This is a genomic window from Natrinema ejinorense (assembly GCF_002494345.1).
GTDB lineage: Archaea > Halobacteriota > Halobacteria > Halobacteriales > Natrialbaceae > Natrinema > Natrinema longum.
In genome coordinates, this window is record NZ_NXNI01000001.1 from 1109921 (window position 1) to 1134692 (window position 24772).

22 protein-coding genes are annotated in these 24772 nt (G+C 64.8%); 9 read left to right on the forward strand and 13 right to left on the reverse strand.

Annotation, left to right across the window (positions count from 1 at the left end; all coding sequences use genetic code 11):
• Positions 1 to 46: 46 nt before the first annotated feature.
• Positions 47 to 847, reverse strand: coding sequence for a cohesin domain-containing protein (locus CP557_RS05525; protein ID WP_097378991.1), 801 nt, complete (start codon positions 845 to 847; stop codon positions 47 to 49).
• A 240-nt stretch (positions 848 to 1087) separates the two neighbouring features.
• Positions 1088 to 1720, reverse strand: coding sequence for a DUF7344 domain-containing protein (locus CP557_RS05530; protein ID WP_097378992.1), 633 nt, complete (start codon positions 1718 to 1720; stop codon positions 1088 to 1090).
• Between the two features lie 375 nt (positions 1721 to 2095).
• Between CP557_RS05530 and CP557_RS05535 the strand changes: the two genes are divergently transcribed.
• Positions 2096 to 2437, forward strand: coding sequence for a DUF7113 family protein (locus CP557_RS05535; protein ID WP_097378993.1), 342 nt, complete (start codon positions 2096 to 2098; stop codon positions 2435 to 2437).
• 97 nt (positions 2438 to 2534) lie between these two features.
• On the opposite strand, the gene CP557_RS05540 is transcribed toward CP557_RS05535, so the two are convergent.
• A complete protein-coding gene (locus CP557_RS05540) occupies positions 2535 to 3068 on the reverse strand; it encodes a cob(I)yrinic acid a,c-diamide adenosyltransferase (RefSeq protein WP_097378994.1) in 534 nt (177 codons plus the stop codon).
• A 135-nt stretch (positions 3069 to 3203) separates the two neighbouring features.
• On the opposite strand from CP557_RS05540, the gene CP557_RS22450 reads away from it, so the two are divergent.
• The 3 genes from CP557_RS22450 (at position 3204) to CP557_RS05550 (ending at position 5227) form a co-directional block, all read left to right on the forward strand.
• Positions 3204 to 3380, forward strand: a complete 177-nt coding sequence (locus CP557_RS22450; protein ID WP_169924343.1) for a DUF7838 family putative zinc beta-ribbon protein — start codon at positions 3204 to 3206, stop codon at positions 3378 to 3380.
• Between the two features lie 121 nt (positions 3381 to 3501).
• Entirely contained in the window at positions 3502 to 3876 is a 375-nt protein-coding gene (locus CP557_RS05545; protein WP_097378995.1) for a hypothetical protein, read from the forward strand.
• The gene (locus tag CP557_RS05550; RefSeq protein ID WP_097378996.1) at positions 3863 to 5227 is read left to right on the forward strand and encodes a hypothetical protein; all 1365 of its coding nucleotides are present in this window, start codon (positions 3863 to 3865) and stop codon (positions 5225 to 5227) included. The genes CP557_RS05545 and CP557_RS05550 overlap by 14 nt, the downstream gene beginning before the upstream one ends.
• A gap of 16 nt (positions 5228 to 5243) precedes the next feature.
• Here the strand turns inward: CP557_RS05550 and gcvPB are convergent, their stop codons facing one another.
• Together gcvPB and gcvPA are read right to left on the reverse strand one after the other, a co-directional pair.
• Positions 5244 to 6767: an aminomethyl-transferring glycine dehydrogenase subunit GcvPB gene (gcvPB, locus tag CP557_RS05555; protein WP_097378997.1), complete on the reverse strand. Its 1524-nt coding sequence runs from the start codon at positions 6765 to 6767 to the stop codon at positions 5244 to 5246.
• The gene (gcvPA, locus tag CP557_RS05560) at positions 6764 to 8101 is read right to left on the reverse strand and encodes an aminomethyl-transferring glycine dehydrogenase subunit GcvPA (RefSeq protein WP_097378998.1); all 1338 of its coding nucleotides are present in this window, start codon (positions 8099 to 8101) and stop codon (positions 6764 to 6766) included. The genes gcvPB and gcvPA overlap by 4 nt, the downstream gene beginning before the upstream one ends.
• A 214-nt stretch (positions 8102 to 8315) precedes the next feature.
• Here gcvPA and CP557_RS05565 point away from each other — a divergent pair, with 214 nt between their 5' ends.
• Positions 8316 to 9095 (forward strand): DUF2270 domain-containing protein, encoded by a 780-nt coding sequence (locus tag CP557_RS05565; protein WP_097378999.1) that lies wholly within the window; start codon positions 8316 to 8318, stop codon positions 9093 to 9095.
• A 120-nt stretch (positions 9096 to 9215) separates the two neighbouring features.
• Here CP557_RS05565 and CP557_RS05570 read toward each other — a convergent pair whose 3' ends face one another.
• From CP557_RS05570 to CP557_RS05590, 5 genes are all read right to left on the reverse strand, one after another.
• Positions 9216 to 10355, reverse strand: a complete 1140-nt coding sequence (locus CP557_RS05570) for an AI-2E family transporter (protein WP_097379000.1) — start codon at positions 10353 to 10355, stop codon at positions 9216 to 9218.
• A 136-nt stretch (positions 10356 to 10491) separates the two neighbouring features.
• The gene (hmgB, locus tag CP557_RS05575) at positions 10492 to 11829 is read right to left on the reverse strand and encodes a hydroxymethylglutaryl-CoA synthase (RefSeq protein WP_097379001.1); all 1338 of its coding nucleotides are present in this window, start codon (positions 11827 to 11829) and stop codon (positions 10492 to 10494) included.
• A gap of 147 nt (positions 11830 to 11976) precedes the next feature.
• A complete protein-coding gene (locus CP557_RS05580; RefSeq protein WP_245852915.1) occupies positions 11977 to 13983 on the reverse strand; it encodes an autotransporter outer membrane beta-barrel domain-containing protein in 2007 nt (668 codons plus the stop codon).
• Positions 13984 to 14060: 77 nt separating this feature from the next.
• A complete protein-coding gene (locus CP557_RS05585; protein WP_097379002.1) occupies positions 14061 to 14639 on the reverse strand; it encodes a DUF2150 family protein in 579 nt (192 codons plus the stop codon).
• Positions 14640 to 14807: 168 nt separating this feature from the next.
• Positions 14808 to 15659 carry a TatD family hydrolase gene (locus tag CP557_RS05590; protein WP_097379003.1) on the reverse strand — a complete coding sequence of 284 codons (852 nt, stop codon included), beginning with the start codon at positions 15657 to 15659 and terminating at the stop codon, positions 14808 to 14810.
• Positions 15660 to 15894: 235 nt separating this feature from the next.
• Here CP557_RS05590 and CP557_RS05595 point away from each other — a divergent pair, with 235 nt between their 5' ends.
• Together CP557_RS05595 and CP557_RS05600 are read left to right on the forward strand one after the other, a co-directional pair.
• Positions 15895 to 17466 (forward strand): Na+/H+ antiporter NhaC family protein, encoded by a 1572-nt coding sequence (locus tag CP557_RS05595; protein ID WP_097379004.1) that lies wholly within the window; start codon positions 15895 to 15897, stop codon positions 17464 to 17466.
• The gene (locus CP557_RS05600; RefSeq protein WP_097379005.1) at positions 17463 to 17735 is read left to right on the forward strand and encodes a DUF7513 family protein; all 273 of its coding nucleotides are present in this window, start codon (positions 17463 to 17465) and stop codon (positions 17733 to 17735) included. Before CP557_RS05595 ends, CP557_RS05600 begins: the two co-directional genes overlap by 4 nt.
• 99 nt (positions 17736 to 17834) lie before the next feature.
• On the opposite strand, the gene CP557_RS05605 is transcribed toward CP557_RS05600, so the two are convergent.
• Positions 17835 to 18500: an HD domain-containing protein gene (locus CP557_RS05605; RefSeq protein WP_097379006.1), complete on the reverse strand. Its 666-nt coding sequence runs from the start codon at positions 18498 to 18500 to the stop codon at positions 17835 to 17837.
• Between the two features lie 103 nt (positions 18501 to 18603).
• Positions 18604 to 19062, reverse strand: coding sequence for an NYN domain-containing protein (locus CP557_RS05610; RefSeq protein ID WP_097379007.1), 459 nt, complete (start codon positions 19060 to 19062; stop codon positions 18604 to 18606).
• Between the two features lie 328 nt (positions 19063 to 19390).
• Between CP557_RS05610 and CP557_RS05615 the strand changes: the two genes are divergently transcribed.
• Positions 19391 to 21070, forward strand: a complete 1680-nt coding sequence (locus CP557_RS05615; RefSeq protein WP_097379008.1) for a S8 family serine peptidase — start codon at positions 19391 to 19393, stop codon at positions 21068 to 21070.
• 265 nt (positions 21071 to 21335) lie between these two features.
• Positions 21336 to 22937 (forward strand): S8 family serine peptidase, encoded by a 1602-nt coding sequence (locus CP557_RS05620; protein WP_097379009.1) that lies wholly within the window; start codon positions 21336 to 21338, stop codon positions 22935 to 22937.
• Positions 22938 to 23032: 95 nt separating this feature from the next.
• Here CP557_RS05620 and CP557_RS05625 read toward each other — a convergent pair whose 3' ends face one another.
• On the reverse strand, positions 23033 to 24514 hold the full coding sequence (locus tag CP557_RS05625; protein WP_097379010.1) for an aldehyde dehydrogenase family protein: 1482 nt from the start codon (positions 24512 to 24514) through the stop codon (positions 23033 to 23035).
• Positions 24515 to 24772: the final 258 nt, after the last annotated feature.

Genomic DNA, 24772 nt, shown 5'->3' on the forward strand with positions numbered 1-24772 from the left:
TCCGGCCCATCCGTAAAACGCGTTTCCCTCCGGATGGACGGACTGTTTATCCTCGTGGACCGTCACGAACGGCTGCCAACAGGAGCACCGCGAGGCCGACGACGGCAACGGTAATGCCGATCGTAACGCCGGAAACCGGATCGCTGCCGTCGGTTTCGCTCGGTTCCTCGTCGGGACCGTTCGGATCGGTCCCCGCGCTCGACGCCTCGGGCTCGCGATCGATTTCGTCGGCGTCGGGGTGGTCGAACGGCTCGAGTGGCTCGTCGCCGCCGTCGATCGCGACCGTCGCGGATTCGTCGACGACCGCGATCGGCCAGTCCCCGGTGACATCGACGGCGCTCTCGTCGAGGGAGACGGTCGTCGTTCCGGCCGGCGCGTCGTCCGCGACCCGGAGCGTCACCGTCGCGATCCGCCCGTCCCCGGTCGTCCCGCCGGCGGCCGGCTCGCGGCGCTGTTCGAGAATCGCCGTCCCCTGCTCGTGGGCGATGGTCTCCGACGTCTCGACCTCGGTCTCGGCCCCCTCGAGCCACGGCCCCCGATCGACGTCGGTGACCTCGAGGTAGTCGGGGTGGTACTGGGCGATCACTGTCACTGCCTCGACGCCTTCGCCACCGTGACCGCCCCGGCTCCGAAGGGTCACGTCGAGTTCGATCGTCTCGCCAGGGGTGGCATCGACGGTCGTCCGATCGGGCGAGAGGATCGCGACCTGATCGATCGCGACGGCCGTCCCTGCGATGCTCACCGAGGCGGCACACAGAACGGCAATGCTGGTGATGACGACAGCAGCGGACACGGTACCCGACGTGCGGTCGAACGAGGAGTCATCGTCGTCGTGGCCACCAGTCATGATTCGGCACGGCCGGCCGTATGCTCGGAACGCTCTTATACTGTGGGCCCTCGCCGCTCGAGGGAACGCCAGGAACGGCGACGGACGCGAACTGGCGGTCGGACGATACGGGTGGTCCGGGGAACGCGGGTCGCTTTCGAGTGGGCGGGAGTCGGCACGGTCGACGGCTACTCTAGTCGGCGCTGAACCGATTGACACGCTGATCGCAACGCTGCCGTGCGATCAGGTGCGCAATGACGGTCAATTGTTACTATCGCTGACGAAGATCTCGGTCTCGTACTGCGTGATCAGTCGCGAGTCGTGATCGTAGCTGATGACACCGATATCAGCTATCGCGGGCAGATGGGAGTGAGAGAGCGCGATCTTCGCGCGCTCGGGGCGGTCGAACGGCTCGCTATCGGGGCCGCTCAGCTGAGCGGCGAGTGCATCGACCGAGAGCGGCGGATCACGTCCGTCGAGGACGGAGAGCAGCCGCATCCGGACGGGATCGACGAGCGTCTCGAGCAGTGTCGTGGCGTTCTCGCGCTCACAGAACTCAAGGAGGACGGAGAGATCGGCGGGGCGAACCGGCGGGTCGTCGACGAGCCCGATACCGTCGTCGTCCCAGTCGACGATATCGAACTCCTCGAGTCGCGGGAGGTGGTTGTGAACGAGGCTAACCCGGACCTCGTGTCGTGTACTCGCGGGCGTTCCGGTCGGCCGTTCGGCCAGTTCCGTCGCCAGTTCCGAGAGCGACGGTCGCGTTTGCCGACAGCCGAGCACCTCGAGGAGACGAAGCCGAACGGGATGACGGAGGATGTCGTAACACTCCGCCGGGACGTTTTCGAGTGAACCGATCGTGCCGTCGCCGCCGAGGCGAGCGTCCGAACTCATTACCCACACCAATCTTTGCAACGGTCATAAGGGCAGTTCCAAAACGATTTGGGCGCAACATTGCCGTTGGTATTCCCCGGCAGCTGAACACGCTCTGTAAGGGATATTGTGGTTGCACGTGAACGTTGTTAGGTCTCAGTTCGAGGAGGCACTCCCCCGGTTCGTTCCGGCTCGAGAGCTCCGGGAAGTCGAATCGTGTGACACTGCCCCGGGACTCCGTCGTGAGACGGTCCGAATCGGAATGGGGGTCGTGGTCGGTGGTTCGCCACTACCGACGGCTGAGCCCCGCGGTGGAAATTATTGGCCAACGCTATCGTGAGTCGTGTAGCGACCGATGCCACGACGTTTTTGCGTCCGCGAGGCGTAGACTGAGATATGCTTATGGTACGCGGTCGTGCAGGCGGGACGGAGCTCACCGGGACGCTGTACGAACGGGGTGAACGCGCACCCTCGTTCAGCGGCGCACCCGACGAAGACGCCGCGTACGTCTGGGTCTGCGACGAGTTCTATGAGGTCGATAGCGGCGGCACGACACAGCACGTCGACGGCCGGGACGTCAATCTCGCGTTCGAGTCGCCGATGCCGCGGGGGTTCGATACCCGCGAACAGGCCCTCGAGGGGGCCAAAGAACACGTCCGAACGCAGTTCGCCCGGATCGGCGTCGATCCGGACGACGTCTCACTCGAGGTCGAGAAAACCGACGCCGAATCCGCGTAGCCGGAGTCCGATCGACGACAGGACGGGATCCGGTTCGCGCTCGGATCCCGTCCGCTGATCGGGCCCGTGACACGCCCCGCTGGAACGTCCGGGCTGGTCAGTATTCGGGGGCTTCTTCGGGTTCCCCATCACGGGCGTTGACGACGCGAGCGAACGTGAACAGCCCATCCGAAAGGCGGTTGAGGTACTGGACCGCGTCCTCGTTGATCTGTTCCTCCGCGGCGAGCGCGACCGCCCGTCGTTCGGCGCGCCGACAGACCGTCCGGGCGTGGTGGAGCGCCGCCCCGTGATCGCTGCCGGTCGGCAGAATGAACGAGGTCAACGGCTCGAGTTCCGCGTCGTACTCGTCGATCCAGTCCTCCATCGTCTCGATATGCTCGGCGCGGATCGCAGGGTCGTCCTCGTCGGGGTCCGGATTCGCGAAGTCCGCCTGCACGACGTGGAGGTGGTTCTGAACGGCCGACAGTCGCTCGTTGATGTCGTCGTGGTTGGTCGGCCGAATCGTCCCGATCAGCGCGTTGAGTTCGTCGACGGTTCCATACGCTTCGATACGGGGGCTCGCCTTCGAGACGCGAGTCATGTCCCGCAGATCCGTCTCGCCGTCGTCACCGCGGCCGGTGTAAATCGACATGCCTGGTCCGACGCACGGATTCTACTTAAGTACCTGTCACCGGACCCGGAGGAATCCGTCGTCGTCTATCCCGACACGTTTCCGCGTCTCGCGGGAATCAGTACGTTAAAATCGCTCCGATCACTACCGCCACGCATGGCTCTAGAACTCGTCCACGAGTGTCCCAACTGTGGCGGCGAGAAGACGTTCTACCGTGCTGCCAGCACGACGCTCCACCTCGGCGAGAAGGTCAAGTGGCACTGCCCGGACTGTGACTACGGCTTCGTCCGGATCGGCGACAACGGTACCGCCGTCGACTCGAGTACGGCATAGGCCGTCGATTTCGCTTCGTGTCGGTCGGCGCGGACTCCGATTCGTCCACTGCCCCATCTCGATCCCACCGATACTGCTGGCATTTCAGTAACACTATTGCGGACGGAGACGAGAGCCCAGCATGGGAGCGGACAGACACTGGTTCAGCGTCGAACTGACGGCGACTGGCGATCCGGACGCGGTCGTAACGGCCGTCGAGAACGGCACCGATCGGGTGGACTATCGGGCGACTCACAACGGCGTCCTGGCGTTTTTCGGTATCGAGTACATCACCGAGGACGTCATCGACAGTCTGGAGTCGGTCATCGACCACGTCGATCGCGTCGCGCTCGTCCACGGCTACGACACGGCCGGTGCCGTGAGTGCCAGCTACTACGAACGAAAGCGACGGCAACTCGTCGAACGCGAACGGCTCGACCGCGAGACGGCCATGTCGCTGCAGGAAGGGTTTTTCGACTACTTCGCTGCGAAGTACGGGATCCATGCCGTCGTCTGACGACGACGAACCGTCGCCCGAGACGCTGGTCGATCGCCTCGAGGCCGACGACCCCGCGACGCGCCGCGAGGCGGCGAGTGCGCTCGCTCGACGGTTCCTCGAAGAGGGGCGATTCTACGCGGCTGAGAACCTTTTCGACGGCGAGACGCTCGAGGGGATCACGGCTGGCCTCGACGACCCGGATCCGGAAGTCCGGGCACACCTCGCCATCGTCGCTCGCCGAATCCTCGGAATCCGGACCTTCAGCGAGGAGGGGGTCTACTGCGGTGACGACGGGACGCTACTGGATCGGTATCTGGCACTGGCGGACGACGAGGACTGGCGCGTTCGCCAGAACGTCGTCCACGTCGGGATGTTCGAGGAGGTTCTGAAAGCGGCCGTCGCGGACGAACCGAGGCCAACGGACCTGCAATCGCGACTGTCATCGGTCCTCGTCGACCGGCTGGACGACCCCGTCGCCGTGATCAGGAAACGGGCGGGCGAGTTGCTCGTCGGCGACGGCGGCTTCGGCTACGCCGTCCGCGGCTACGACGAGGACGCCTATGACCACGGCGCAGCGGTGTTTCTCCGTCATCCCGACCCCGCTGGGGCCGTCCCGGTGCTGATCGAGGCGCTCTCGGACCCGGTCGACGGCGTCACGGGACGGGCTTCGAGAGGGCGCAGCCCCAGACACACCGCAGGAACCGTCCTCGCGTCGCTGGGAACCGAACGGCCGGATCTGCTCGAGCCCCACCGCGATCGCCTCATCGACGCGCTCGACAGTCCGGACGAGCGCGTTCGGTTGGCTGTCACCGCCGCGCTCGCTCCGTCGCTGGACCGCTGGGACGACGCCGTCGAACCGGTCGAGGACGCGCTACTGGCGCTGATACGGGACGGATCCGACCAGCAGTGCCGGCGCGGGACGGAGATCGTCGTCGATACGATCGAGGGGATCGGCCGCGAGGCGCTAGATCGGCCGGCCGAGTTGGTGGCGGCGACCCTCGACAACACGGCACGGATCCTCAACCGAGAGTCTCCCGAGGGAACGGACTACTGGATGCGCTCGACGGCCGCCACGGCGTTCTCTCGAGCGCTCGGCTGCGCCTCGGAGTCACGGGGTCGATCGGCGCTCGAGACCGTGCAGTTGGGGGTCACTGCGTATCCGGCCAAGACGCAGTCGGTCGTGCCGGGCGTACTCGCGTTCGTTCGCGAGTGTGAGGCGACCGAGAGCGCGGTCGAGATACTCGCGGCCGTCGCGGACGACGCCCCCGACGCGGTCCGAGAGGCAGGGCAAGCGTACGACGGTCCCGACGAGTTCCCCGAATCGGTCACCGCCGTTCTCGAAGGCGTCGATACCTGGTCGTCGGAGTGAAGATAGCAGTTCGGCGTTACGAGTCGTCCCCGAGGGCCTGCCACGACAGCCGCGGGGTTCGTGCGGCGCTCGTCTGGTCGATCCGGCGGGCGGTCGTCCGTTCCGGGGCGGCCGCGAGCGTGTCGTCGTCCTCGTCGGCGACCGCGTTGAACGCGGCCGCGAGACGATCCAAGGTGGCCTTGCTCTCGACCTCGGTCGGTTCGGTCATCAGCGCCTCGGGGACGATCTCGGGCCACTTGGTCGTCGGCGGGTGGACGCCGTAGTCGAGCATTCGCTTCGCGACGTCGGCCGCGTCCTGTTCGCCGGCGCTGGCGACGAACTCGTGGTGGAACGGGCCGTAAGGGACGTCGTACTCGAGCCGCTGGGCGAGGTAGTTCGCGTTGAGTACCGCGGAGGCGCTCGCGTCCGCGAGCCCCTCGTCGCCGAGGCGAGCGATGTAGGCGAAGGCTTTGACGAGCACCAGCCAGTTGCCGTCGAAGCCGTGAACCTTGCCGATGGTGTGTTCGGGATCGAACCGTTCGTAGATCGGCTCACCGGTCGTCGACCGCTCGTCTCGCTCGCGGATGCGGGGTGCGGGCAAGAACGGTGCGAGGTCGGAGACGACGCCGACCGGCCCGGCACCCGGCCCGCCGCCGCCGTGGGGCGTCGCGAACGTCTTGTGGACGTTGTAGTGCATCACGTCGAAGCCCATGTCGCCGGGCCGAGCGCGGCCGAGCAGGGCGTTCAGGTTCGCCCCGTCGTAGTAGAGCAACCCGCCGACGCCGTGGACCATGTCCGCGATCTCTTCGATATCGCGCTCGAACAAGCCGAGCGTGTTCGGGTTGGTCAGCATGAGCGCCGCGGTGTCCTCGGAGAGGGCGGCCTCGAGCGCCTCGAGGTCGACCCGCCCCTCGTCGTCGCTGGGAAGGGAGACGACGTCGTAGCCGCCGAGGGCGGCGCTGGCGAAGTTCGTCCCGTGGGCGCTCTCGGGAACGATGACCTCGTCTCGATGGCCCTCCCCGTTGTGTTCGTGGTAGGCCGCGGCGACCCGAATCCCGACGAACTCGCCCGCTGCGCCGGCGGGTGGCTGTAGCGTCACCGCGTCCATTCCGCCGATGCGACCGAGGTAGTCCTGCAGGCGAGCGAGGAGCTCGAGGGTTCCCTGAACGGACCCCTCGGACCGATCGGGGTGGACGGCAGCCGACGGCAACGCGGCCACGTCTTCGGTGAACTTCGGGTTGTACTTCATCGTACACGATCCCAGCGGGTAGGGACCGCTGTCGATCCCGTAGATCATCTGGGAGAGGCGCGTGTAGTGGCGGGCCAGTTCCGGCTCGGAGAGTTCGGGGAGTTCGAGGGAATCGCGGGTGAGATCGTCGGGAAGGGGCGAGGTGCCCCCGCCGTCGGTGCCGGGAGCATCGTCGCCGCCGATCTCGACTCGCGTCCGGTCTTTCTCCGAGAGCAGCGGCTCGTACTCGCCGTTCTCGACGTATCGCGCCTGATCGTACCGCGACTGTGCGGCGTCATCGTCGCCGGGAGCGTCGGATCGGTCGCCGGTCATCGTACCACCTCCTCGAGAGCCGCGGCGAAGCGATCGATCCGCTCGTCGGAGACGCCGGCGATACAGACCTGTATCTCGTGGTCGCCGACGACGTGGACCGCGAAACCGAACTCCACGAGGTCGTCCGCGACGGCTCGAGCGGGCTGGTCGACGTGGGCGACGAACTCCCGGAGATGGTACCGGTCGTGAACCGGCGCTTTGACGCCGACGATGTCGTCGAGACGTGCCGCGAGCGCCCGCGCTCGCCGGACGTCCCGTTCCGCGAGGTCGACCATCCCGCTCGGTCCGAGCGCGGCGGCGTGCATGGCGGTCCGAAGCGCCACCCAGGCCTGGTTCGTACAGATGTTACTCGTCGCGCGTTCCCGGCGAATGTGCTGTTCGCGGGTCTGCAAGGTGAGCGTGAACGCCCGGCGGTCGGTCGCGTCCTCGCTCGCCCCGACCAGCCGACCGGGGACCTGCCGGAGGAACTCCTCCCGGGTCGCGAACAGCCCCAGTCCCATCCCGTAGCTCGTCGGGAGTCCGAGGACGCTCGCGTCGCCGACGACGACGTCCGCACCGACGTCGGCGGGTCGCTCGAGCAGGGCGAGTGCGATCGGATCCGAACCCAGCGTAAAGAGGGCGTCGTTGGCCGCGGCGAGTTCGCCAACCGCCGTGAGGTTCTCCTCGATCGTTCCCCGAACCGTCGGGCTCTCGGCGTAGAGCATGACGACGTCCTCGTCGACGATCTCCTCGAGCCCCGACAGATCGGCGGTGCCGTCGTCGACCGGATACGCGTCGACCGTGAGGGCCGTGCCGGCGACGTAGTTCTCGAGGGTGCTTCGGCGCTCTTCTCGCAGGAGTTCGGGGACGAGCACGCGGTAGCCCGTGGTGTCGCGAACCCGCTCGGCAAGCGTCGCCGCCTCGCCGAGTGCGGTCGCGGCGTCGTACATCGAGCAGTTCGCGACCCCGAGACCGGTTAGTTCGACCAGCAGCGACTGATACTCGAACAGGGCCTGCAGGAACCCCTGGGAGATCTCGGGTTGATACTGCGTGTAGGACGTGAGAAACTCCGAGCGATCCGCGAGGTGGTCGACCAGCGACGGGACGTAGTAGCCGTAGTGGCCGCGTCCGAGCAGTTCCGTCAGGTCGTCGTTGCGACTCAGAATCGACCGCACCAGCCGGCGCGTCTCCCGTTCCGTCCGCGAGTCGATATCGAAGTCTCCATCGAACTCGATCGTGGCCGGGATATCGAAGAGTTCCTCGACGGCCGCCGCGTCGACCGCCTCGAGCATCGCCGAGCGGTCCTCCTCCGTGTGGGGAGCGTACGGACTCCCCGTGACGTGTGATCCGTGCATGATTAGCAGTCGTCTCGATCGATCGGACCGGTCGGTCCCCACCTGCGTCGATTACAGCGTTCGATCCGAGACACGATACCCGCCTCTAGCGGCCACGGGGTAATGAACGCACCCGTTTGGGAGCACGCCGGCCGATCCCCCATCCACGCTGCCACCACGGTCCCTGCAGTCGCTACACGGACCACTATGCACGACGGCGGTGTCGGACGGTGCCATGGTCGACGAAAGCGACGATCGTGAGCCGACCGATCGCGGCCGTCGGGACGGCCCACTCGAGGGGGACAGCGGGGACGATCGAGCTGACCGTGACGGGCCACTCGATCGCGGCGACCAGGAGATCGGTGCGACGGTCGCCGGCGATACCGATTCGTTGCTCGGCGTCCTCCCACACTTCTATCGCGGCGAGGTCAGCCAGGCCACCAACGCACAGGATCGGATCGATCGGACGACCGACTGGGCGATCACGCTGCTGGCCGCGGTGCTCTCGCTCGTCTTCTCGAGCCGGAACATGCCGGCGTTCCTGCTCTTGATCGGGATGTTCGTCCTGTCGATCTTCCTGTTCTTCGAGGTGCGTCGGTACCGGTTCTACGACCACTGGCGCGCCCGCGTCCGTTTCGTTCAGGAGAACGTGTTCGCGAACGCGCTGGAACCGACGGGGGTCGAACATCCCGCCTGGCGCGAAGAACTCAGCGACGACCTCAGACATCCGACGTTCAAGGTCTCGAATCGGGAAGCGCTTTCCCGGCGGATACGACGCGTCTACGGCCTGTTGTTCTCGGTAGCCGTGGTCGGCTGGGTATTCAAAGTCACGCTGTTCACGCCGGAACAGCGCTGGACGGAAGCCGCGGAACTCCCCGGCGTTCCTGGCACGTTGGTGGCGGTGCTCCTCGGCGTTTTCTTCGGAAGCATACTCGCGCTCGGAGTCTGGCCGAGCCGGCGGCAGGCGAAAGGCGAGATCAACGGCCAGGAGCCAGGGAAGTGGAAAAACGACTGATACTGTCGGACACGCGTCGGTGAACGGATGTATTGCTGATCGTCACGCCCTGGTTCTCCCACCCGATTCGACGTCCCACAGTGGTCGACATCTCCGCCAGCACGAGGCACCGACAGTCGGTCACAAGCCGGCGTCGCCGTCTCCGTCCGAATCGGTCGTCGACTCGATTTCGTCGGTCGGAGCCACGGTATCGGCATCCGAATCCTCGCTTTCGAGAGCGGCTCCGGGCGGGGCATCTCCGGTCCGCACTCGGGCGAAGCAATCGAACGCGAGTTTCGCGCCGCCGAGGACGACGGGGCCGATGAACAGCCCGACGGCACCGAAGACGACGAGTCCGCCGAAGATGCCGACGACGACGGTCGCGGAGTTGAAAGCGCTGGTCCGACCGATCAGCGCGGGACGAAGGTACGAATCCGAGAACGTGACGAGCAGTCCGTAGACGGCCATCGCCCCACCGGCAGTCGGCCGGCCGATCGCCACCAGGTAGACCGCTGCCGGGATCCAGATCCCGAACGCACCGACGAGCGGAAGCAACGTCAGGACGAACGTCGCGACGGTGAGAAAGACGACTGCGGGGACGCCGGCGATCGCTAACCCGACGCCGAGCAGCCCCGCCTGAATGCCTGCGACGGCGACGTTGCCGACGACCGACGCCCACATGAGCCGGTCCAGCCCCGTGCGCAGTTCCGTCAGGATCTCGTCGTCGATCGGCAACACCCATTGAAACCACGCGACGAGGTCCTTCCCATCCCGTAACAGCGCAAAGAGGACGAACAGCGTGACCGTCAACCCGATGAAGAGATTCGGCAAACTGCCGATGATATCGATCGCGCCCGACGTGACCTCCTGGATGGCGCTCGCGATTCGGCCCTGATTCGATTCGTAGAGATCGACGAGATCGACGGCGTAGCCGTTGGTCTCGAGAACCTCCTCGATCGTCTCGATGTCGACACCTCCCCGCCTGATGGAGCGGACGACCCGAAGCGACTGTCGGACGGCGACCGAGAGGATGTAGACGAGTGGGATCAAAACGACGACTAACGTGGTGATCACCACCCCGATCGCTGCGAACGTGGGTCTCACGTATCGCTCGAGGCGTTGCTGTACGGGAAACATGATGTACGCGAGGACGACACCGAAGAGGACGTACTGGAGATACGGCAGGAGAACGAACAGCGCGAGAAGCCCGCTCAGTAGTGCGACCGCCATCAATCCGGACTGCTCGACGATCCAGTCGGGGGGATCGGGACTGTCTGACATATTCAGGGATATGTCAGCCCTACAAATTAGTCCACTGATACAACGAGCCGGCGGGACTGGGTCTCCGAGCAGGAAACGCCGGGCCTGGCGTTTTTATGGCGTGCTCGGTCCCAACGCCGTCCGAGAAAAACGGCCGTTATTCGACGTATCGGTACTTCCGCTCGCCCATGCGGCCCCAGCCGTCGAAAACGAACTCCTCGCTTGGCGTCGTGAACTCCTCGACGTCGACGTCCATCTCGTGGTTGTGGGCGTCGTGGATCTCCTCGTAGTCGTCCCACGTCATCTCGTAGCGCTCGGCGAGCTGTTCGTCGATATTCAACGCCGTGATCTCCTCCTCCCAGCCGTCCCGGACGGTCTCCGAGTGGATCTCCGCCTGTGCACCGCTGCCGTAGGAGCCAATGAGTAGTTTCTTACCGGTCATCTCGCGGTCGCTCTCGAGTGCGTGTTTCAACGCGCTCGCGCGGGCGACGTGAACGGAACCGGTGTACCAGTTGCCGACCTCGCGGGCGATCGTCAGCGTCGGATCGATCGTCGCCTCGTACCACTCGGCGTAGCGGTCGGTGCGTTTCAGCGAATCCATGTACTCCCGGAGGGCGTCGCGGTACTCGTCGTCGGAGTCGAACGCCTCGGGGCGGGGCTGCCGACCGATTTCCGTGGCTAGATCGTCCTCGATCTCCGTATCGCGGATGACGTGGCGGTAGGCCAACAGGGCCGCCTTCCGGACCATGCCCGGGAACGGCGTGTGGAAGGGCGCGTAGACGAAGTCCTCTTCGTGGACCTCGCCCGCGACGCTCTCGAAGTCCTCGAGGGCTTCGCGCATCCGCGCGAGGTACACCTGCACGGAGCGTTTGCCGTCGACGGACGGGAACTGCTGGTTGGGCTTGAGGAAGTCGGTTTCGTCGGCCGACCCGTACCCCTGTTCGGCGGAGAGTTCGACGAGGTTCGGATCCTCGCTGATGAGCATCGCGACGGCACCGGCACCTTGCGTCGCCTCACCGTCGTCGCCCCGTGCGTACAGCGCCGTGTCGGTCGCGATGACCAGCGCGGAGCGACCGCGACTGCGGCCCGCACGGATCCAGTTGTACGCGTCGTCGAGGCTCTGTGTTCCCGCGATGCAGGCGAACTTCCGCTCGCCCTTGTTCGCGTGGTGGAAGTCCCCGTCGTAGACCTGCTCGAGACACCCAGCGACGTACGTCGAAACCGGCTTCGAGTTATCGAACGCGCTCTCGGTTGCTACGTCGATACGGCCAATATCGTCGGGCTCGAGGCCTTTGCGTTCCATCAGCCGGTGGGCAGCGTTCGCCCCCATCGTGACGATGTCCTCGTAACTATCAGGAAAGGAACTGGCGTTGAGACCGAGCCCTTTCGTATACTTTTCCGGGTCTTCGCCCTTTTCCGGGGCGAACGTGCCGGGAAGGTCGAGTTTGAGGTTCCCGGTCCAGATCTCGACGGCGTCGATGCCGACTGCAGTCATACGTTGTCAATACAGGTGACGGTACAAGGTATTGTCGTTCGACGTTTCGACGATCGTCGAACCATCTGCTATGCCTCGTAGTATCGCTCCCCAGTATCACCGTCTCGGAACCGCGAGACGTCAGGGCCGGTGTTTCGGTGTCATCGATCACCAGGTCCACCCAACCGCAGGCGTCCCACGCACGTCGACGCCGTTTGGCGAGAAGTCGAACGGTCCCGGATCGTCGCCGCGCCGGAACTCCGCCCCGTCGACGAAGAGCGTGTTCGAACCCCGATTGAGGTCCCCCGTCATCGTACCGAATGGACCGACGTCGATCGTACTCCGGTCGAGCGTCATATCGTCGCTGGACTCGAGGGCGATCTCCTGGCCGATTCCGGTCGATTCGAAATCGGAAGCCGTCGCGTCGAACGACGCGCCTGCCGTGATCGTTATCGTTCCCTCCGTCTGCACGACTGCACGGCGAAGCCCGACACTGTCATCGCCGGAGACAGTGATCGATCCGTAGCTCGCGTCGGTTGCATCGAGCGTGGCGTCGTCGGCGGTAATCGAGCCGGAAGCACCCATGTCGATCCCACCGCTGGAGCGAATCGTTCCGCCCGAGAGATCCGTCCCACCGGCCGCATCCAGCGTGACGCTCTGTCCGGAGCCTGCGGTCGTATCGAGCGTTCCTGCAACGGCCACCTCGCCGCTGTTCGTCGTCAACTGAATCCCGCCGTACCGCGTCTCCAACGTCGCACCCTCCTCGACGGTGAGGCGTTCTGCGGTGAGATCCATCCCGTTCGCCGAGAACGCGTCGCCAACGACGATCAACGAGCCGGACACGTCGACGCTTTCGAGGTCGGCTTCCGTGTACGTCGGCTCGCCGTCGTTGTAGACGCCGTCGTCGTTCCGGTCGTGGTAGGCGACGCTCCCGTCGGGGAGGGAAGCCTCCGCCGACTCGACCGCGACGGTGACATCGAGCGCGTCACCCGCGCCGCCGCTCGAGGCGAACAGCGTTGTGGTCCCGTTCGACCGCGCTTCGAGGGCAGTCTCGTGGACGCCATCCTGAATCGTCCCACGTCCCGGAACGAGTCCGGCGATCTCGTTGTTCCCGACGGCGTACTCCACGGCTGCATCGTCGACGGCCGGTACGGTCTCGACGGAAGCTGGTATCGTGTCTCCCGCATTGGCCGCAGTGAACGTACAGCTCTCGTCCGTACAAGAAACGCGTTCCTCGTCGTTGATTCGATCCGTGTCCCACCGAACGTCGTACGCACCGCTCGAATCGGTGTCGTCAGCGGTCACTCGGTTGATATCGAACTCGTCGGACCCGTCGTCGCGTCCGTCGCCGACTGCGATGCGAGCCATCCGGAGTTCGTACTCCGTGTCGCCCTCGAGTTCGACCGTCAGCTGACCGTCCGCGTAGCCGGTGACTCTCGCGTGTTCCGCCCCGGACGCTGGCCCGAACTCGGTCCCGATCGATTCGTTCCACGCGCGCGGCGACGCCGTCGGAACCGTGATCGTGATATTTGCACCGTCGTCTTCGAGGGTGATCGGATCGGTAGGCCCACTCAGAATCCTGGTATCGACGGTCGTCGCGCCCCTCGAGGACATCGACAGGCTGCCCTCGACGAGGACGATCGTGATCCGCTCGTCGTCGATCACGGGCTGATCGGTGAGCGCGACCGACGCGTCGCTGAACTCGTTGAACGCGAATCCGTGCTCGAGCCGGGTCGTCGGCGCGTCACGGTACTCGTTGTACGACGGCTCGTAGCTGAGCGTCCGCGTCTCGAAGTCCTCCCCCAGAAGCTCGTCTGCAGTCGTTGTGTATCTGCCGTCGAATTCGGCGTTGTCGATACCGACGGCTCCGGTCTCACTCGTCCGGAGCGTTCCCGTCGGGTCCGTCGGGTTGGTTAGAAAGGTCCGGGTCGGATACCGGGTGCCGAGGGTGACCGAGACCGATTCCGAACCGCCGCTCGTCCCGACGTTACGGATCGCGTTGCGCAAGTCCTGCAGTTCGTCGTGGACCTGCTGGTTGTGTTCGCTCTCGATCGCGCCGTTCTGGGCCGGAACGACGTTGACCTGGTAGAGCGCGAGCGCGGCGAAGAGGATCGCAAGCAGGAGGACCGCCCCGATCTGGACGGTTACTGCACGCTCGTCTCCCCAGCGTGACATAGGCGAGAATAGTCACCACGGCTTAAACGTCTGGTGGCTTCTCGAGGCGACGCCGTGGTCGGAACCCGTCGACCGAGCTACTCGTCTTCCTCGACGACTTCCGGATCGCTCATCGCGCTCTGGAGGCTATCGAGTCCGTTGATCCATTCGGTGACCAGCCCGTACTCGAGGTCCTCGGCGACGGTCATGTCGAGGTCCTGGTCGTCGATGATGAGCGTCCCCGCTTGCGCCGCGTAGCCGAGCGCGGCGTCGAGATCCTCCTCGGCTTCGGCGTCGGCCGCAGCGCCGAGATAGTCGCCGACGCTGCCGTCCTCGGCCGGGCCGTTCGCGACGTACTCCTCGGCGGCGAAGAAGACACAGACCAGGCTCGTCTGGACGCCGTCGACGAGGATCAACTTCTCTTCGTCTTCGATGTCGATCTCGCTCAGGACGATCTCGCGGACGTCGTTGATCTCCTCGAGTGCGTCCTCTTGCTCGAGTTCCCCGTCGTCGTAGGCGGCGACGATCTTGGCGATCGCGATCGCCGTGTCGTCCTGCAGGTTCAACAGGAGCCGCGCCGAGGATTCGTCTTCCGGATCGATGTCTTCGTCTTTGATGCGATCGATCCAGTTCTGCCAGCGTTCCTCCGAGTAGAACTCGGTCGGGGGATTGCTCATACAGACACCTACACCGGCCGCTTGAAATGCCTTTCTCTACACTAGCCGTCGAAAGTGAATGTTTGGGTGAACAGGTTGATCGGCTAGTATCGCCATACAGCCGCTCAGACCACCATCAGGCCGCCCTCAATCCGTCGATGCCTTCGCTCGAGCAACCCTAATCAGTTATTACCCGTCTCGCTCGAGGGTCGCTTCCGTGTCGATGCCGTAAACTCGCCGTGGCGTCTCGACGTGGGCGATCCGGACCGCCTCGTCGTGGCCGTTCTCGAGGAGCCACCGGACCCGCCGCGGAACCGTCTTGGGACCGAGTACCGCACCCGGCCGATCGGGATCGTCGATGTAGTCGGTCTCCATCAGGAACGGCTCGCCGCGCTCGGCGGCGGTTTCGAGGCGGTCTTTATTCGACATCACGCTCGGCGTCGGGCCCTCGAGGCGGCCGCCCGCGTAGTGTTTGACGACGCGACGGGACGGCAGTCCCGCGTCCTCTGCCCAGTCGGCGACCTCGGTCATGTCCTCGCTGGCCTCCGCGTGGAGCTGGACGGCACACTCGAGGGCGGCTCCGTGCTCGAAGGCGTGGCGCATGACCGCATTGGAGGCCGCCCAGACGTCGTCGTCGACCTCGTAGTGTGGGCGACCGGACTTCAGCGCCAGCGCTTCGCCCGACTCGACGTACTCCGCGGCGACGTCGAGCCCGGCCTGCATGAGATCGCGGGCGTCCTCGGGCGACACGCCGCGGTCGTCGACCAGCCGCGATATCAGTCCGGGGTGGACGCCCAACACCGGCCACGCCCGCCCCGCGAGTTCGCTCGAGGCGTCGTCGACGATCTCGATCGTCCGCTCGAAGACCGCACGAAAGTCCTCGCCGGTCTCGGCCTCGACGCCGAGGTGCCAGGAGGGTTTGTTGACGACGAGCAGATGAGTGCCGCCGACGCGAGCGAAGTCTCTGACGGCATCGATGCCGCGATTGTTGTCCGGGTCGAGGTGGAGGTGATCGTCCAGTACCGGCCGATCGTCGATCATACGTTCGACTGGGCGAGCCACGCTGGAATAGCCTCCGACTTTCGGGCGGAACGCCGGGACCGACGTCCCGTGCCCGCCGCGGGCCGGATCGAAGTCGATGGATAAATGATAGCCGTCACCCGTATTGGCTCAAGGACCGATGGTAGACGACTCTCACAGCGGCTCGGTTTTGTCAACAATAGTTATTATGACCCATCCAGATAGATCGGACGTGTTTCAGTATGAGTGATCGACTATGAGCGAGAACGGAGCGACGCCATCCGACGAGGATCCGTCCGATCAGTTCATCGGCGGGGAGACCGACGGTGGACCGCGAGTCGAGTTCTACGGCGGCCGGGGAATGAGCGCGTTTCCGATCGCGTTTTTCATCCTGTGGGCCATCGTCCAGACGGCCCTCTGGCGAATCGGCGATACGGGCGGTCTCATCGTCGGGATCCTGGTCGGGCTCATCGTCGGGATGTTCTTCGTCCGGGGGAACTGGAAATCGTACGCCAACACGATTTTCGAGGGGATGACCCAGCCGGTCGCGGTGACCGCTATCGTGGCGTGGATCTGGGCCGGCATGTTCGCCCAGCTCCTGCAGGACGGCGGCTTCGTCGGCGGCCTCGTCTGGCTGGCCGACACTGCGGGCGTCGGCGCGGCGCTGTTCCCGGCGATCACGTTCGTCCTCGCCGCCGTCTTCACGACCGGGATCGGGACGGGCTACGGCGCGAGCGTCGCCTTCGTCGGCCTCTTCTTCCCGGCCGGCGTGTTGCTCGGCGCGAACCCAGTTCTCATGTTCGGCGCGATCCTCTCGGGAGCGATCTTCGGCGACAACCTCGCGCCCGTCAGCGACACGACGATCGTCAGCGCCGTCACGCAGGACGCCGACATCGGCGGTGTCGTCGCCTCGCGGTTCAAGTACGTGATCATCGCCGCCGTGATCGCCTTCCTGGGCTACATCGTCGCCGGCGGCGCGATGGACGGCCTCGAGATCGGTGCCGAGGCCCAGTCGATCTTCCTCGAGGGAAGCGAGGCGATCGGTCTCGTCCACGTGGTCTCGATGCTCGCCGTGATCGGTGCGGCGGTCGCCGGCCGCCACATCGTCGAGGCGATCTCCTGGGGGATCGTCATCGCCGTCGCGTTCAACCTCGTCTTCGACCTGACGACCCTCGGTGACATCGTCATGTTCAACGCGCCCGCGGACGCACCGCTGGCCCAACCCCTCGAGTCCCTGCCGATCCTCACGATCGTCGAGGACCCCGACGCGGTCGGCGTCGGCGGGAGCCTGATGAACGGCGTCGCCGGCTTCCTCGAACTCTCGATTCTCGTCCTCCTGATCATCGGCGCAGCCCAGATCATGATTCGGGGCGGCGCGTTCGAGGTCCTCCTCGAGTGGTCGCTCGAAAACCTCGCGACCAGCGTCCGCAACGCCGAACTCACGATGGTCGCCACTGCGGCGCTGATCAACGCGATCATCACGATCAACACGGCCGCCGAGGTCGCGATCGGTCCGTACATCTCGAAGATCGGAGAGCGATTCAATCTGAACGGCTACCGCCGGGCGAACATCTTGGACGGCCAGACCGCTGCCATGGGCTATATCTTCCCGTGGTCGGGCGGTGTTCTCGCCGGGTACGGCGCGATGCAGACCTTGCCCGGGGAGTACGAGTGGCTCGACCAGTCGATGCTCGTCACGCCGATCGACGTCGTCCCCTTCGTCTTCCAGGGGTGGCTGCTGGTGGCCGTCTTCGTCCTCGCGGCACTGACCGGCTTCGGCCGCGAGTACATTACCGATCGCGAAACCGAGGAGGTGGCTCGCGTATGAGCTTCCTCGGAAAGTACTTCAAAGGCTGGCGGTTCCGGACGTCTCGCCCCTCCCTCGAGCGCGGAAGCGAGGTCACCGTCTTCATCGCGGAGTCGAACGGCACGGCAGGTCGCGCATATATCGGCGACACCGAACTGATCGTCGAGGACGCCGGGCCGGAAACCATCGAGAAGCAGGTGCGAGTCCGCGTGACCGAATTCGACGACGCGGCCGCAACCGGTCGCGGCGAGTTCATCGAGATCGTCGGCGAGAGTTCCTACGCGGAATAGCGTTCCCGGCTCCGAACCGGGAACGAGGATCGCCCGACGTTTCCGACAGTCGCTCTGGTGGTTCGGTACGCCAGAACGGAACACCGCAACTGCGCAGCGTTATTCGTTCCCTTCGACTCCGAGTTCTGCGCTGAACTGCACGAAAAACTCCTCCATAAACTCCCATCGAGCGGTTCCAAGCTGGCGTCCGGGGGACGTATACAGTGCATCGAGACGCTCTTTGGCCCACTCTCGAAGGAGCGAGATGTCCGGCCCATCCGATGGCTCCATCTCGAGAGCTGATGCATCGTCGATAACGGCGTATTTTCCGCCCGTCCGACCTGACCGCTCCCCGACGATACAGGCCAGCCGAACGAGACCACGTGCTCCGACGGCGTCCAACTTGTCCGCGTCGAAGAGTAACTTCGCTTCGAGCGTCTCTGGCTCCGGAGAGGACGTTCGAATACTGTGCGATCGAAGACAGTGATCGATCGCCTCGATGCGATCGGACGGCACCGATTCAGCCGCGAGACGTGCTGACGCTTCAGCTGCAGCCCACTCTCCGTGATTTTCTATCTCTCCCCTTCGTTCTCGTGGCCGGCCGATATCGTGTACCCAAGCCGCCGCTGACAGCACGTCTCTATCGACATTGCCCTCGCACTCGTTCGCTAACCGAATCGAGACGTCACGGACCCGTTTGGCGTGGAACCGATCGTGCGCCGGAAGGGCCTCTTCGTAGTACGGGAAGGACAACTCTCGAGCAAGGGGACCTAATTCCTGCGTCATCGGAGCGTGACAGTTGACTTTCAAACGGCATAGTAGCTATGAAAGGCGCAGACAGCGGAGCGAAGAAGCAGCCAAGCCCCCGATAAGTCGCCTCCGGAGACACTCAGACGTCGAGTGTCACTGCATCGTCGGCCGCGTTCTGTAGTGCGTCCGAACGACCGTGTGACCCCGGTGCGATCGCGATCGTTTCGACGCCGACGGTGCCCGCGTACTCGAGGACGGGTTTGAAATCCGTATCCCGCGAGGCGATCGCGAGTCGGTCGATGGTGCCCTCGCCGGCGAACGCGGTCGCGTCGACCGCGAGTTTGACGTCGACGTCGCCGCTGGTGACGATCACTTCGAAGCCGCGGGCCTCGGCGGCCTGGATGAGACCGGGAGTCGCGTGTTCGTCGAGGTAGAGACGGATGACGCCGACCCGTCCGAGCCGGCGGACCGTCTCGCGGAGATCGTCCAGATCGACGTCGAACTCGTCGCGGAAGACGTTCGGCCCGTCGACGAACAACCCCACTGCCGGCTCGGTTTCGGTATCGGGCGCGAGACGGGTACGAACGCGGTCAAACATAGTCAGTTGCCCGCTTTTTCCCGCGCCCGGAGATAGGTGTGGCGAAACGCCAGCGTCGTCGCTATTCTTGCCGGCTCGACCGGAGTCCCCGATCGAAATCGGTTCGATACCGGTGAACGGGGCGAAAAGACACCGTTGCCGAAGGCAAGAATAAACAGTTATTCTGTTTATTATCTACTAAAACGGCGGACCGAAGATCGCACCCCGGTAGTATCTAATAGCAATAGCCTCTCTCGCGACGTATTATATCGCAACTATCTAGATTATATCAAATTATAGTATGTTTGAAAAATCTTTAATACGCGAATAAAATTCGTTCATCTGCATCATGTCTGATGACAACTACTCGCACGTGAATCGACGATCGCTCCTCGAAGCAGTCGGCGCGTTCGGTGCGCTTGTTGGTCTCGGCGGCGTTACGTCCGCAACGCCGGGACGCGAACCGGGGCCAAAAAAGGACGAACTGATCGTCGGTGTCGACTCCGACGTTTCGGACATCGAAGCGGCAGTCGAGCCGAAACTCCCGAGCAACGCGAATATCGTACACACGAACGAAACGCTCGGCTACGCGTCGGTAGCGATGGCCGACGAGGCCTCCATACAGGCCAAGGAAAACGTCAAGCGAAACCTCATGGACGTCAACGAGGTACAGTACACGGAGGACAACGTCACCTACCAGGCACTCGAGGCCGAGCCGCTCGGGTCGGGAACCGACGACGAGACGGCAGGCGCACAAGGTGGTGCATCGCCACTGTACACTCCCAACGATCCGAGCTTCGGGAGTCAGTACGCGCCACAGCAGGTCAACTGTGAGGAAGCCTGGGAGGAGACCCTCGGCGATCCGAGCGTGACGATCTCGATCGTCGATCAGGGAATCCAGTACGATCATCCGAATCTCGCGGAGAACATGGACGACAGCGTCTCGAACAACGGCGATGACTTCGTCGACGCCGACGGCGATCCGTATCCGGTAGACGCAAGCGAGAACCACGGCACGCACGTCGGCGGGATCGCCGCCGGCGGCACCGACAACGGGACGGGTCACGCCGGCATTTCGAACTGTTCGCTCCTCTCGGCCCGCGCGCTCGCGTCCGGTGGTGGCGGGTCGCTCTCGGACATCGCCGACGCGGTCCAGTGGTCGGCCGATCAGGGTGCAGATATCATCAATATGTCCCTCGGCGGCGGCGGCGCGACGAACCTGATGCAACAGGCCTGTGAGTACGCGCAATCGCAGGGCTCGTTGCTCGTTGCGGCCGCCGGCAACGATTACGGCAGCCCCGTCTCGTATCCGGCCGCCTACGACACCGTTCTGGCCGTCTCTTCGCTCGACGAGGGAGAGACGTTGTCGGACTTCTCGAACGTCGGTCCGAAAATCGAACTGGCCGCACCCGGTGGCGACGTCCTCTCGACGATTCCCTTCGACGACTACGATACCTTCGGCGGTACCTCGATGGCGTCGCCAGTCGTCGCCGGCGTCGCCGGACTGACGCTGTCGGCCTGGCCGAATCTCTCGAACGAGGAGTTGCGGACGCACCTCAACGAGACGGCCGTCGACATCGGTCTGGACGATACCGAACAAGGAAACGGTCGCGTCGACGCCGGGAACGCCGTCACCACCGAGCCCGGCACGACCCCCGATCCGGACCCGGACCCGGATCCCGAACCCGGCGAATGCGGCGACGAAGTGAACACGGCCAGCGGGGAGGGCCAACTCAGCGGCGGCTGGTGGGGCAATCCAAGCGACACCTACACGTATACACTCAAGACGGCGAACCCCTGCAGCGCTACCGTCACCCTCGAGGGGCCGGGGACTGCGGACTTCGATCTCTACTTGACCCTCGACGGACGGACGCCGACGCAGCAGGACTACGATGAACGGTCGGTCAACGACGACTCGAACGAATCGATCGACGTGGATCTCAGCGGCGACGAGGAGTTCGGTATCCTCGTCAGGCGATACAGCGGCAGCGGTTCCTACACGGTGAGCGTCGAAGAGCGGGGTAAATAGAACCGTTCGGTTCGGAACCGCCGATTACGGTCGCGGTTCGAAGTCGCCGGCGGAGACAGCTCTCTGACCCGTCACATCACTTCGGGAAACCGCAATCGTGTTTCTCGGGTTTCGGACGGTTGCCGTAAGTGGTCGACTTCACATATTCACTTACTATTGCTAGATACTATTTTATTCGATCACTATTAGCTCGGTCATTTCGAAAATAAATCGGACGAAGTTCGATAAGTGTTTACTAATTTCAGGTCCTGGTGACTGTCATCCGATGACACAAAACGGTCCGCCGGCCGACGACCACGACCCCACATACGACCGTCGATCGATCCTGACCGGCGCTAGTTCGGTCGCCGTCGGGGGTCTGATCGGCTCGAGCAGCGTCACGAGCGCGGCGCCCGGCCGCACGCCCGGGCCGAAACGAGACGAGATCATCGTCGGTATCTCGCCATCGGCCTCGGACGTTGCGAAGGAAGCTCGAAGCGCCGTCCCCGGCGATGCCGATGTCGTCCATACGAACGAAACGATCCGGTACGCCGTCGTCGCCTTTCCCTCGGATGCGCCCGACGGCGCTCGCGAGGAGTTCATCGATGCGATCACCGCCTCGCCCGCCGTCGAGTACGCGGAACCCAACGTCACGGTCCAGACGCTTTTCGAGCCCGACGACCCCTACTACGACTCCCAGCACGCTCCCCAGCAGGTCAACTGCGAGGCGGCCTGGGAGACCACGCGCGGGAGCGAGGAGGTCGTCATCTCCGTGGTCGATCAGGGGATCCAGTACGACCACCCCGCACTCGATCGCGTCGTCGACGATCGGATCGGTGCGGACTTCGTCGACGACGACGGCGACCCGTACCCGACCGGCGGCGAGGATCACGGAACCCACGTCGGCGGGATCGCCGCCGGCGGCACGGACGACGGGATCGGCCACGCGGGTATCAGCGACTGTTCGCTCCTGTCGGTCCGCGCACTGAACGAAGACGGGGTCGGCTCGCTCTCGGACATCGCCGACGGGATTCAGTGGTCCGCCGACGCCGGTGCCGACATCATCAACCTCTCGCTGGGCGTCGACGGCACCTACGAGACGCTGTCCGCGGCCTGCGAGTACGCGGCCGATCAGGGCGCGCTCCTCGTCGGTGCGGCCGGCAACGAGGGGAACGATCGCGTCTTCTCTCCCGCGAACGAGGACACCGTCATCGGCGTCTCCGCACTCGAGGACGACGATTCGATCGCCTCGTTTTCCAACACCGGGTCGGCGATCGAACTCGCCGCACCGGGGAGTCGGCTCGTCTCGAGCGCCACCGGCGACGACTACATCCGCATGTCGGGGACGTCGATGGCAACGCCGGTGGTCGCGGGGGTCGCCGGGCTCGCCCTGTCGGCCCATCCGGACCTCTCGCGGGCGGAACTCCGCGAGCACCTTCGGGCGACCGCCGCCGATCTCGGCCTCCGGGATACCCAACAGGGGTACGGCCGCGTCGATGCGGCTGCAGCGGTCGAGACCGATCCGTTCCCCGACGAGGAAGAACCTGGGGAGTGTGGCGACGAGACGATCACCGCGAGCGCGACCGGCTCCCTCGATGGCAGCGGCTGGTGGGGCGAGAGCGACCGCTACAGCTACTCGTTGAACGCCACCGACCCCTGTTCGGCGACGATCACGCTCGAGGGACCTGACGACACCGACTTCGACCTCTACGTGACCACGGACGGCAGCAAACCCACCAGATGGGATCACGACGCGTCGTCCACGAACGCGGGCACGAGCGAATCCATCACGGTCTCGCTCGAGGGCGACGAGGAGATCCGGATCCAGCTACACGCGGTCAGCGGGAGCGGCGAGTACACGCTCCGACTCGAGGAACGGGGTCGATAACGACGTCGGCTCGATATCCCCGTCGGACCGATATCGCAACCGATGCGTCGATATTCCGACCGAGAGATCGATATCTCCGACGGACTCGAGGAGCGTTACTCGAAGACGAAGTAATCGCGTTCCTCGCCCTGGACGGAGATCCACTTGGGCTCGGTGAGTTCCTGTACGATCCACTCGCCGTGGTAGCGGCCGAGCCCCGACTGCTTGACGCCGCCGAAGGGCGCGTTGTGGTCCTCGTTGATCGGCTGGTCGTTGATGTGGACCATCCCGGCCTCGACCCGATCGGCGAGGTCGCGGGCGCGCTCGGCGTCCTCGCAGAAGACCGACGCCGAGAGACCGTACTCGGTGTCGTTCGCCAGCTCGATCGCTTCCTCGTCGTCCGAGAACGGGATCACGGGCGCGACGGGGCCGAAGTGTTCGTTACACGCCGTCGGCATGTCGTTGGTACAGTCCGAGAGGACCGTCGGTTCGACGAACAGGCCGTCGGCCTCGCCGCCGGTCTCGAGGGTGGCTCCCGCCTCGAGCGAGCCCTCGATGAACTCGACCAGGTCGTCGCGCTGGGTTTCGTTCTGGACGGGGCCGAACGTGACGTCGTCGTTTTCGGACGGATCGCCGATCACCAGTGATTCGGCGTGCTCGACCAGCAGGTCGACGTACTCGTCGTAGAGGTCCTCGTGGACCAGATGTCGGTTGATCGAGATACAGACCTGCCCCTGGTGGAAGAAGGAGCCGAACGCGCCGGCGCGGGCGGCCTTCTCGAGGTCGGCCTCGTCGGTGACGATGAACGGCGCGTTACCGCCGAGTTCGAGGGCCGGCAACGCGAGGTTCTTGCCGGCCTGCTCGGCGACGCCCTTGCCGACGGCCGTCGAGCCCGTAAAGGAGACGACCCGTGGCGTCGGGTGCCCGGCCATTCGGTCGCCGATCTCCGAGCCACGTCCGGTGACGACGTTGACGACGCCGTCGGGGACGCCCGCGGCCTCACAGAGCTTCGCGATGAGGAGTCCGCCCGTGATCGGGGTGTCCGTCGCGGGCTTCAGGACGACCGTGTTGCCCAGCGCGATCGCCGGGGCGACCGCACGGAGGGTGAGATGCAGCGGGAAGTTCCACGGCGAGATGACGCCGACGACGCCGACCGGCTCGTAGACGATGTGGTTGTCCTTGTCCTCGATCGACGGCGACGGCCGGACCTCCTCCTCGGGGGCCTCGAGTTCGAGTGCCATCTCCACGTCGCCGGTCGCGGTCGCGAACTCGCCCATCGCGCGATACCCCGGCGTTCCGGCTTCGGTCGCGAGCAAGCCGGCGATCGCCTCGAAATTCTCGTTGAGTTCCGCGAGCAGGTTCTCGACGATTTCGTTGCGCTCCGCACGCGGGGTTTCGGCCCACGCCGGCTGTGCCGCCTCGGCGGCCTCGTAGGCCGCGTCGACGTCGGCTTCCGTGGCCGCCGGGACCTCCGTAAACACTTCCTGTTTCGCCGGGTTCTCTACCGGGATCGTGTCGCCGCTCGAGGCGTCACGCCACTCGCCGTCGATGTAAATCCCGTTCCAGTCCGCCTGTGGCTCGAGTGCTGGGCCAGTCATCGTACAACGCTGGTACGGGAGATGCAGTGATATGTTTTTGTCAACCGGAGACCGTCAGGTTACAAGTTCGTAACCGCGATTATTTATGTGTCGAGCAGCAGCGGGTCGATCGCGTGCGATACGCCTCGATGACCCCAGTTATCCGGGTCCGCGAGACCGTCGCTCCCGCGCGATTCGTTTTCCGAGGCGCTCGTTTCACTCGTGTCTCGGTCGTTCACCACGGCCCAGTGCGTGCTACCGCATGCCAGTTACCAGGTA

Coding starts and splice junctions, on each gene's coding strand:
- CP557_RS05525 (WP_097378991.1), bottom strand. CDS start 847: ATGACTGGTGGCCACGACGACGATGACTCCTCGTTCGACCGCACGTCG.
- CP557_RS05530 (WP_097378992.1), bottom strand. CDS start 1,720: ATGAGTTCGGACGCTCGCCTCGGCGGCGACGGCACGATCGGTTCACTC.
- CP557_RS05535 (WP_097378993.1), top strand. CDS start 2,096: ATGCTTATGGTACGCGGTCGTGCAGGCGGGACGGAGCTCACCGGGACG.
- CP557_RS05540 (WP_097378994.1), bottom strand. CDS start 3,068: ATGTCGATTTACACCGGCCGCGGTGACGACGGCGAGACGGATCTGCGG.
- CP557_RS22450 (WP_169924343.1), top strand. CDS start 3,204: ATGGCTCTAGAACTCGTCCACGAGTGTCCCAACTGTGGCGGCGAGAAG.
- CP557_RS05545 (WP_097378995.1), top strand. CDS start 3,502: ATGGGAGCGGACAGACACTGGTTCAGCGTCGAACTGACGGCGACTGGC.
- CP557_RS05550 (WP_097378996.1), top strand. CDS start 3,863: ATGCCGTCGTCTGACGACGACGAACCGTCGCCCGAGACGCTGGTCGAT.
- gcvPB (WP_097378997.1), bottom strand. CDS start 6,767: ATGACCGGCGACCGATCCGACGCTCCCGGCGACGATGACGCCGCACAG.
- gcvPA (WP_097378998.1), bottom strand. CDS start 8,101: ATGCACGGATCACACGTCACGGGGAGTCCGTACGCTCCCCACACGGAG.
- CP557_RS05565 (WP_097378999.1), top strand. CDS start 8,316: ATGGTCGACGAAAGCGACGATCGTGAGCCGACCGATCGCGGCCGTCGG.
- CP557_RS05570 (WP_097379000.1), bottom strand. CDS start 10,355: ATGTCAGACAGTCCCGATCCCCCCGACTGGATCGTCGAGCAGTCCGGA.
- hmgB (WP_097379001.1), bottom strand. CDS start 11,829: ATGACTGCAGTCGGCATCGACGCCGTCGAGATCTGGACCGGGAACCTC.
- CP557_RS05580 (WP_245852915.1), bottom strand. CDS start 13,983: ATGTCACGCTGGGGAGACGAGCGTGCAGTAACCGTCCAGATCGGGGCG.
- CP557_RS05585 (WP_097379002.1), bottom strand. CDS start 14,639: ATGAGCAATCCCCCGACCGAGTTCTACTCGGAGGAACGCTGGCAGAAC.
- CP557_RS05590 (WP_097379003.1), bottom strand. CDS start 15,659: ATGATCGACGATCGGCCGGTACTGGACGATCACCTCCACCTCGACCCG.
- CP557_RS05595 (WP_097379004.1), top strand. CDS start 15,895: ATGAGCGAGAACGGAGCGACGCCATCCGACGAGGATCCGTCCGATCAG.
- CP557_RS05600 (WP_097379005.1), top strand. CDS start 17,463: ATGAGCTTCCTCGGAAAGTACTTCAAAGGCTGGCGGTTCCGGACGTCT.
- CP557_RS05605 (WP_097379006.1), bottom strand. CDS start 18,500: ATGACGCAGGAATTAGGTCCCCTTGCTCGAGAGTTGTCCTTCCCGTAC.
- CP557_RS05610 (WP_097379007.1), bottom strand. CDS start 19,062: ATGTTTGACCGCGTTCGTACCCGTCTCGCGCCCGATACCGAAACCGAG.
- CP557_RS05615 (WP_097379008.1), top strand. CDS start 19,391: ATGTCTGATGACAACTACTCGCACGTGAATCGACGATCGCTCCTCGAA.
- CP557_RS05620 (WP_097379009.1), top strand. CDS start 21,336: ATGACACAAAACGGTCCGCCGGCCGACGACCACGACCCCACATACGAC.
- CP557_RS05625 (WP_097379010.1), bottom strand. CDS start 24,514: ATGACTGGCCCAGCACTCGAGCCACAGGCGGACTGGAACGGGATTTAC.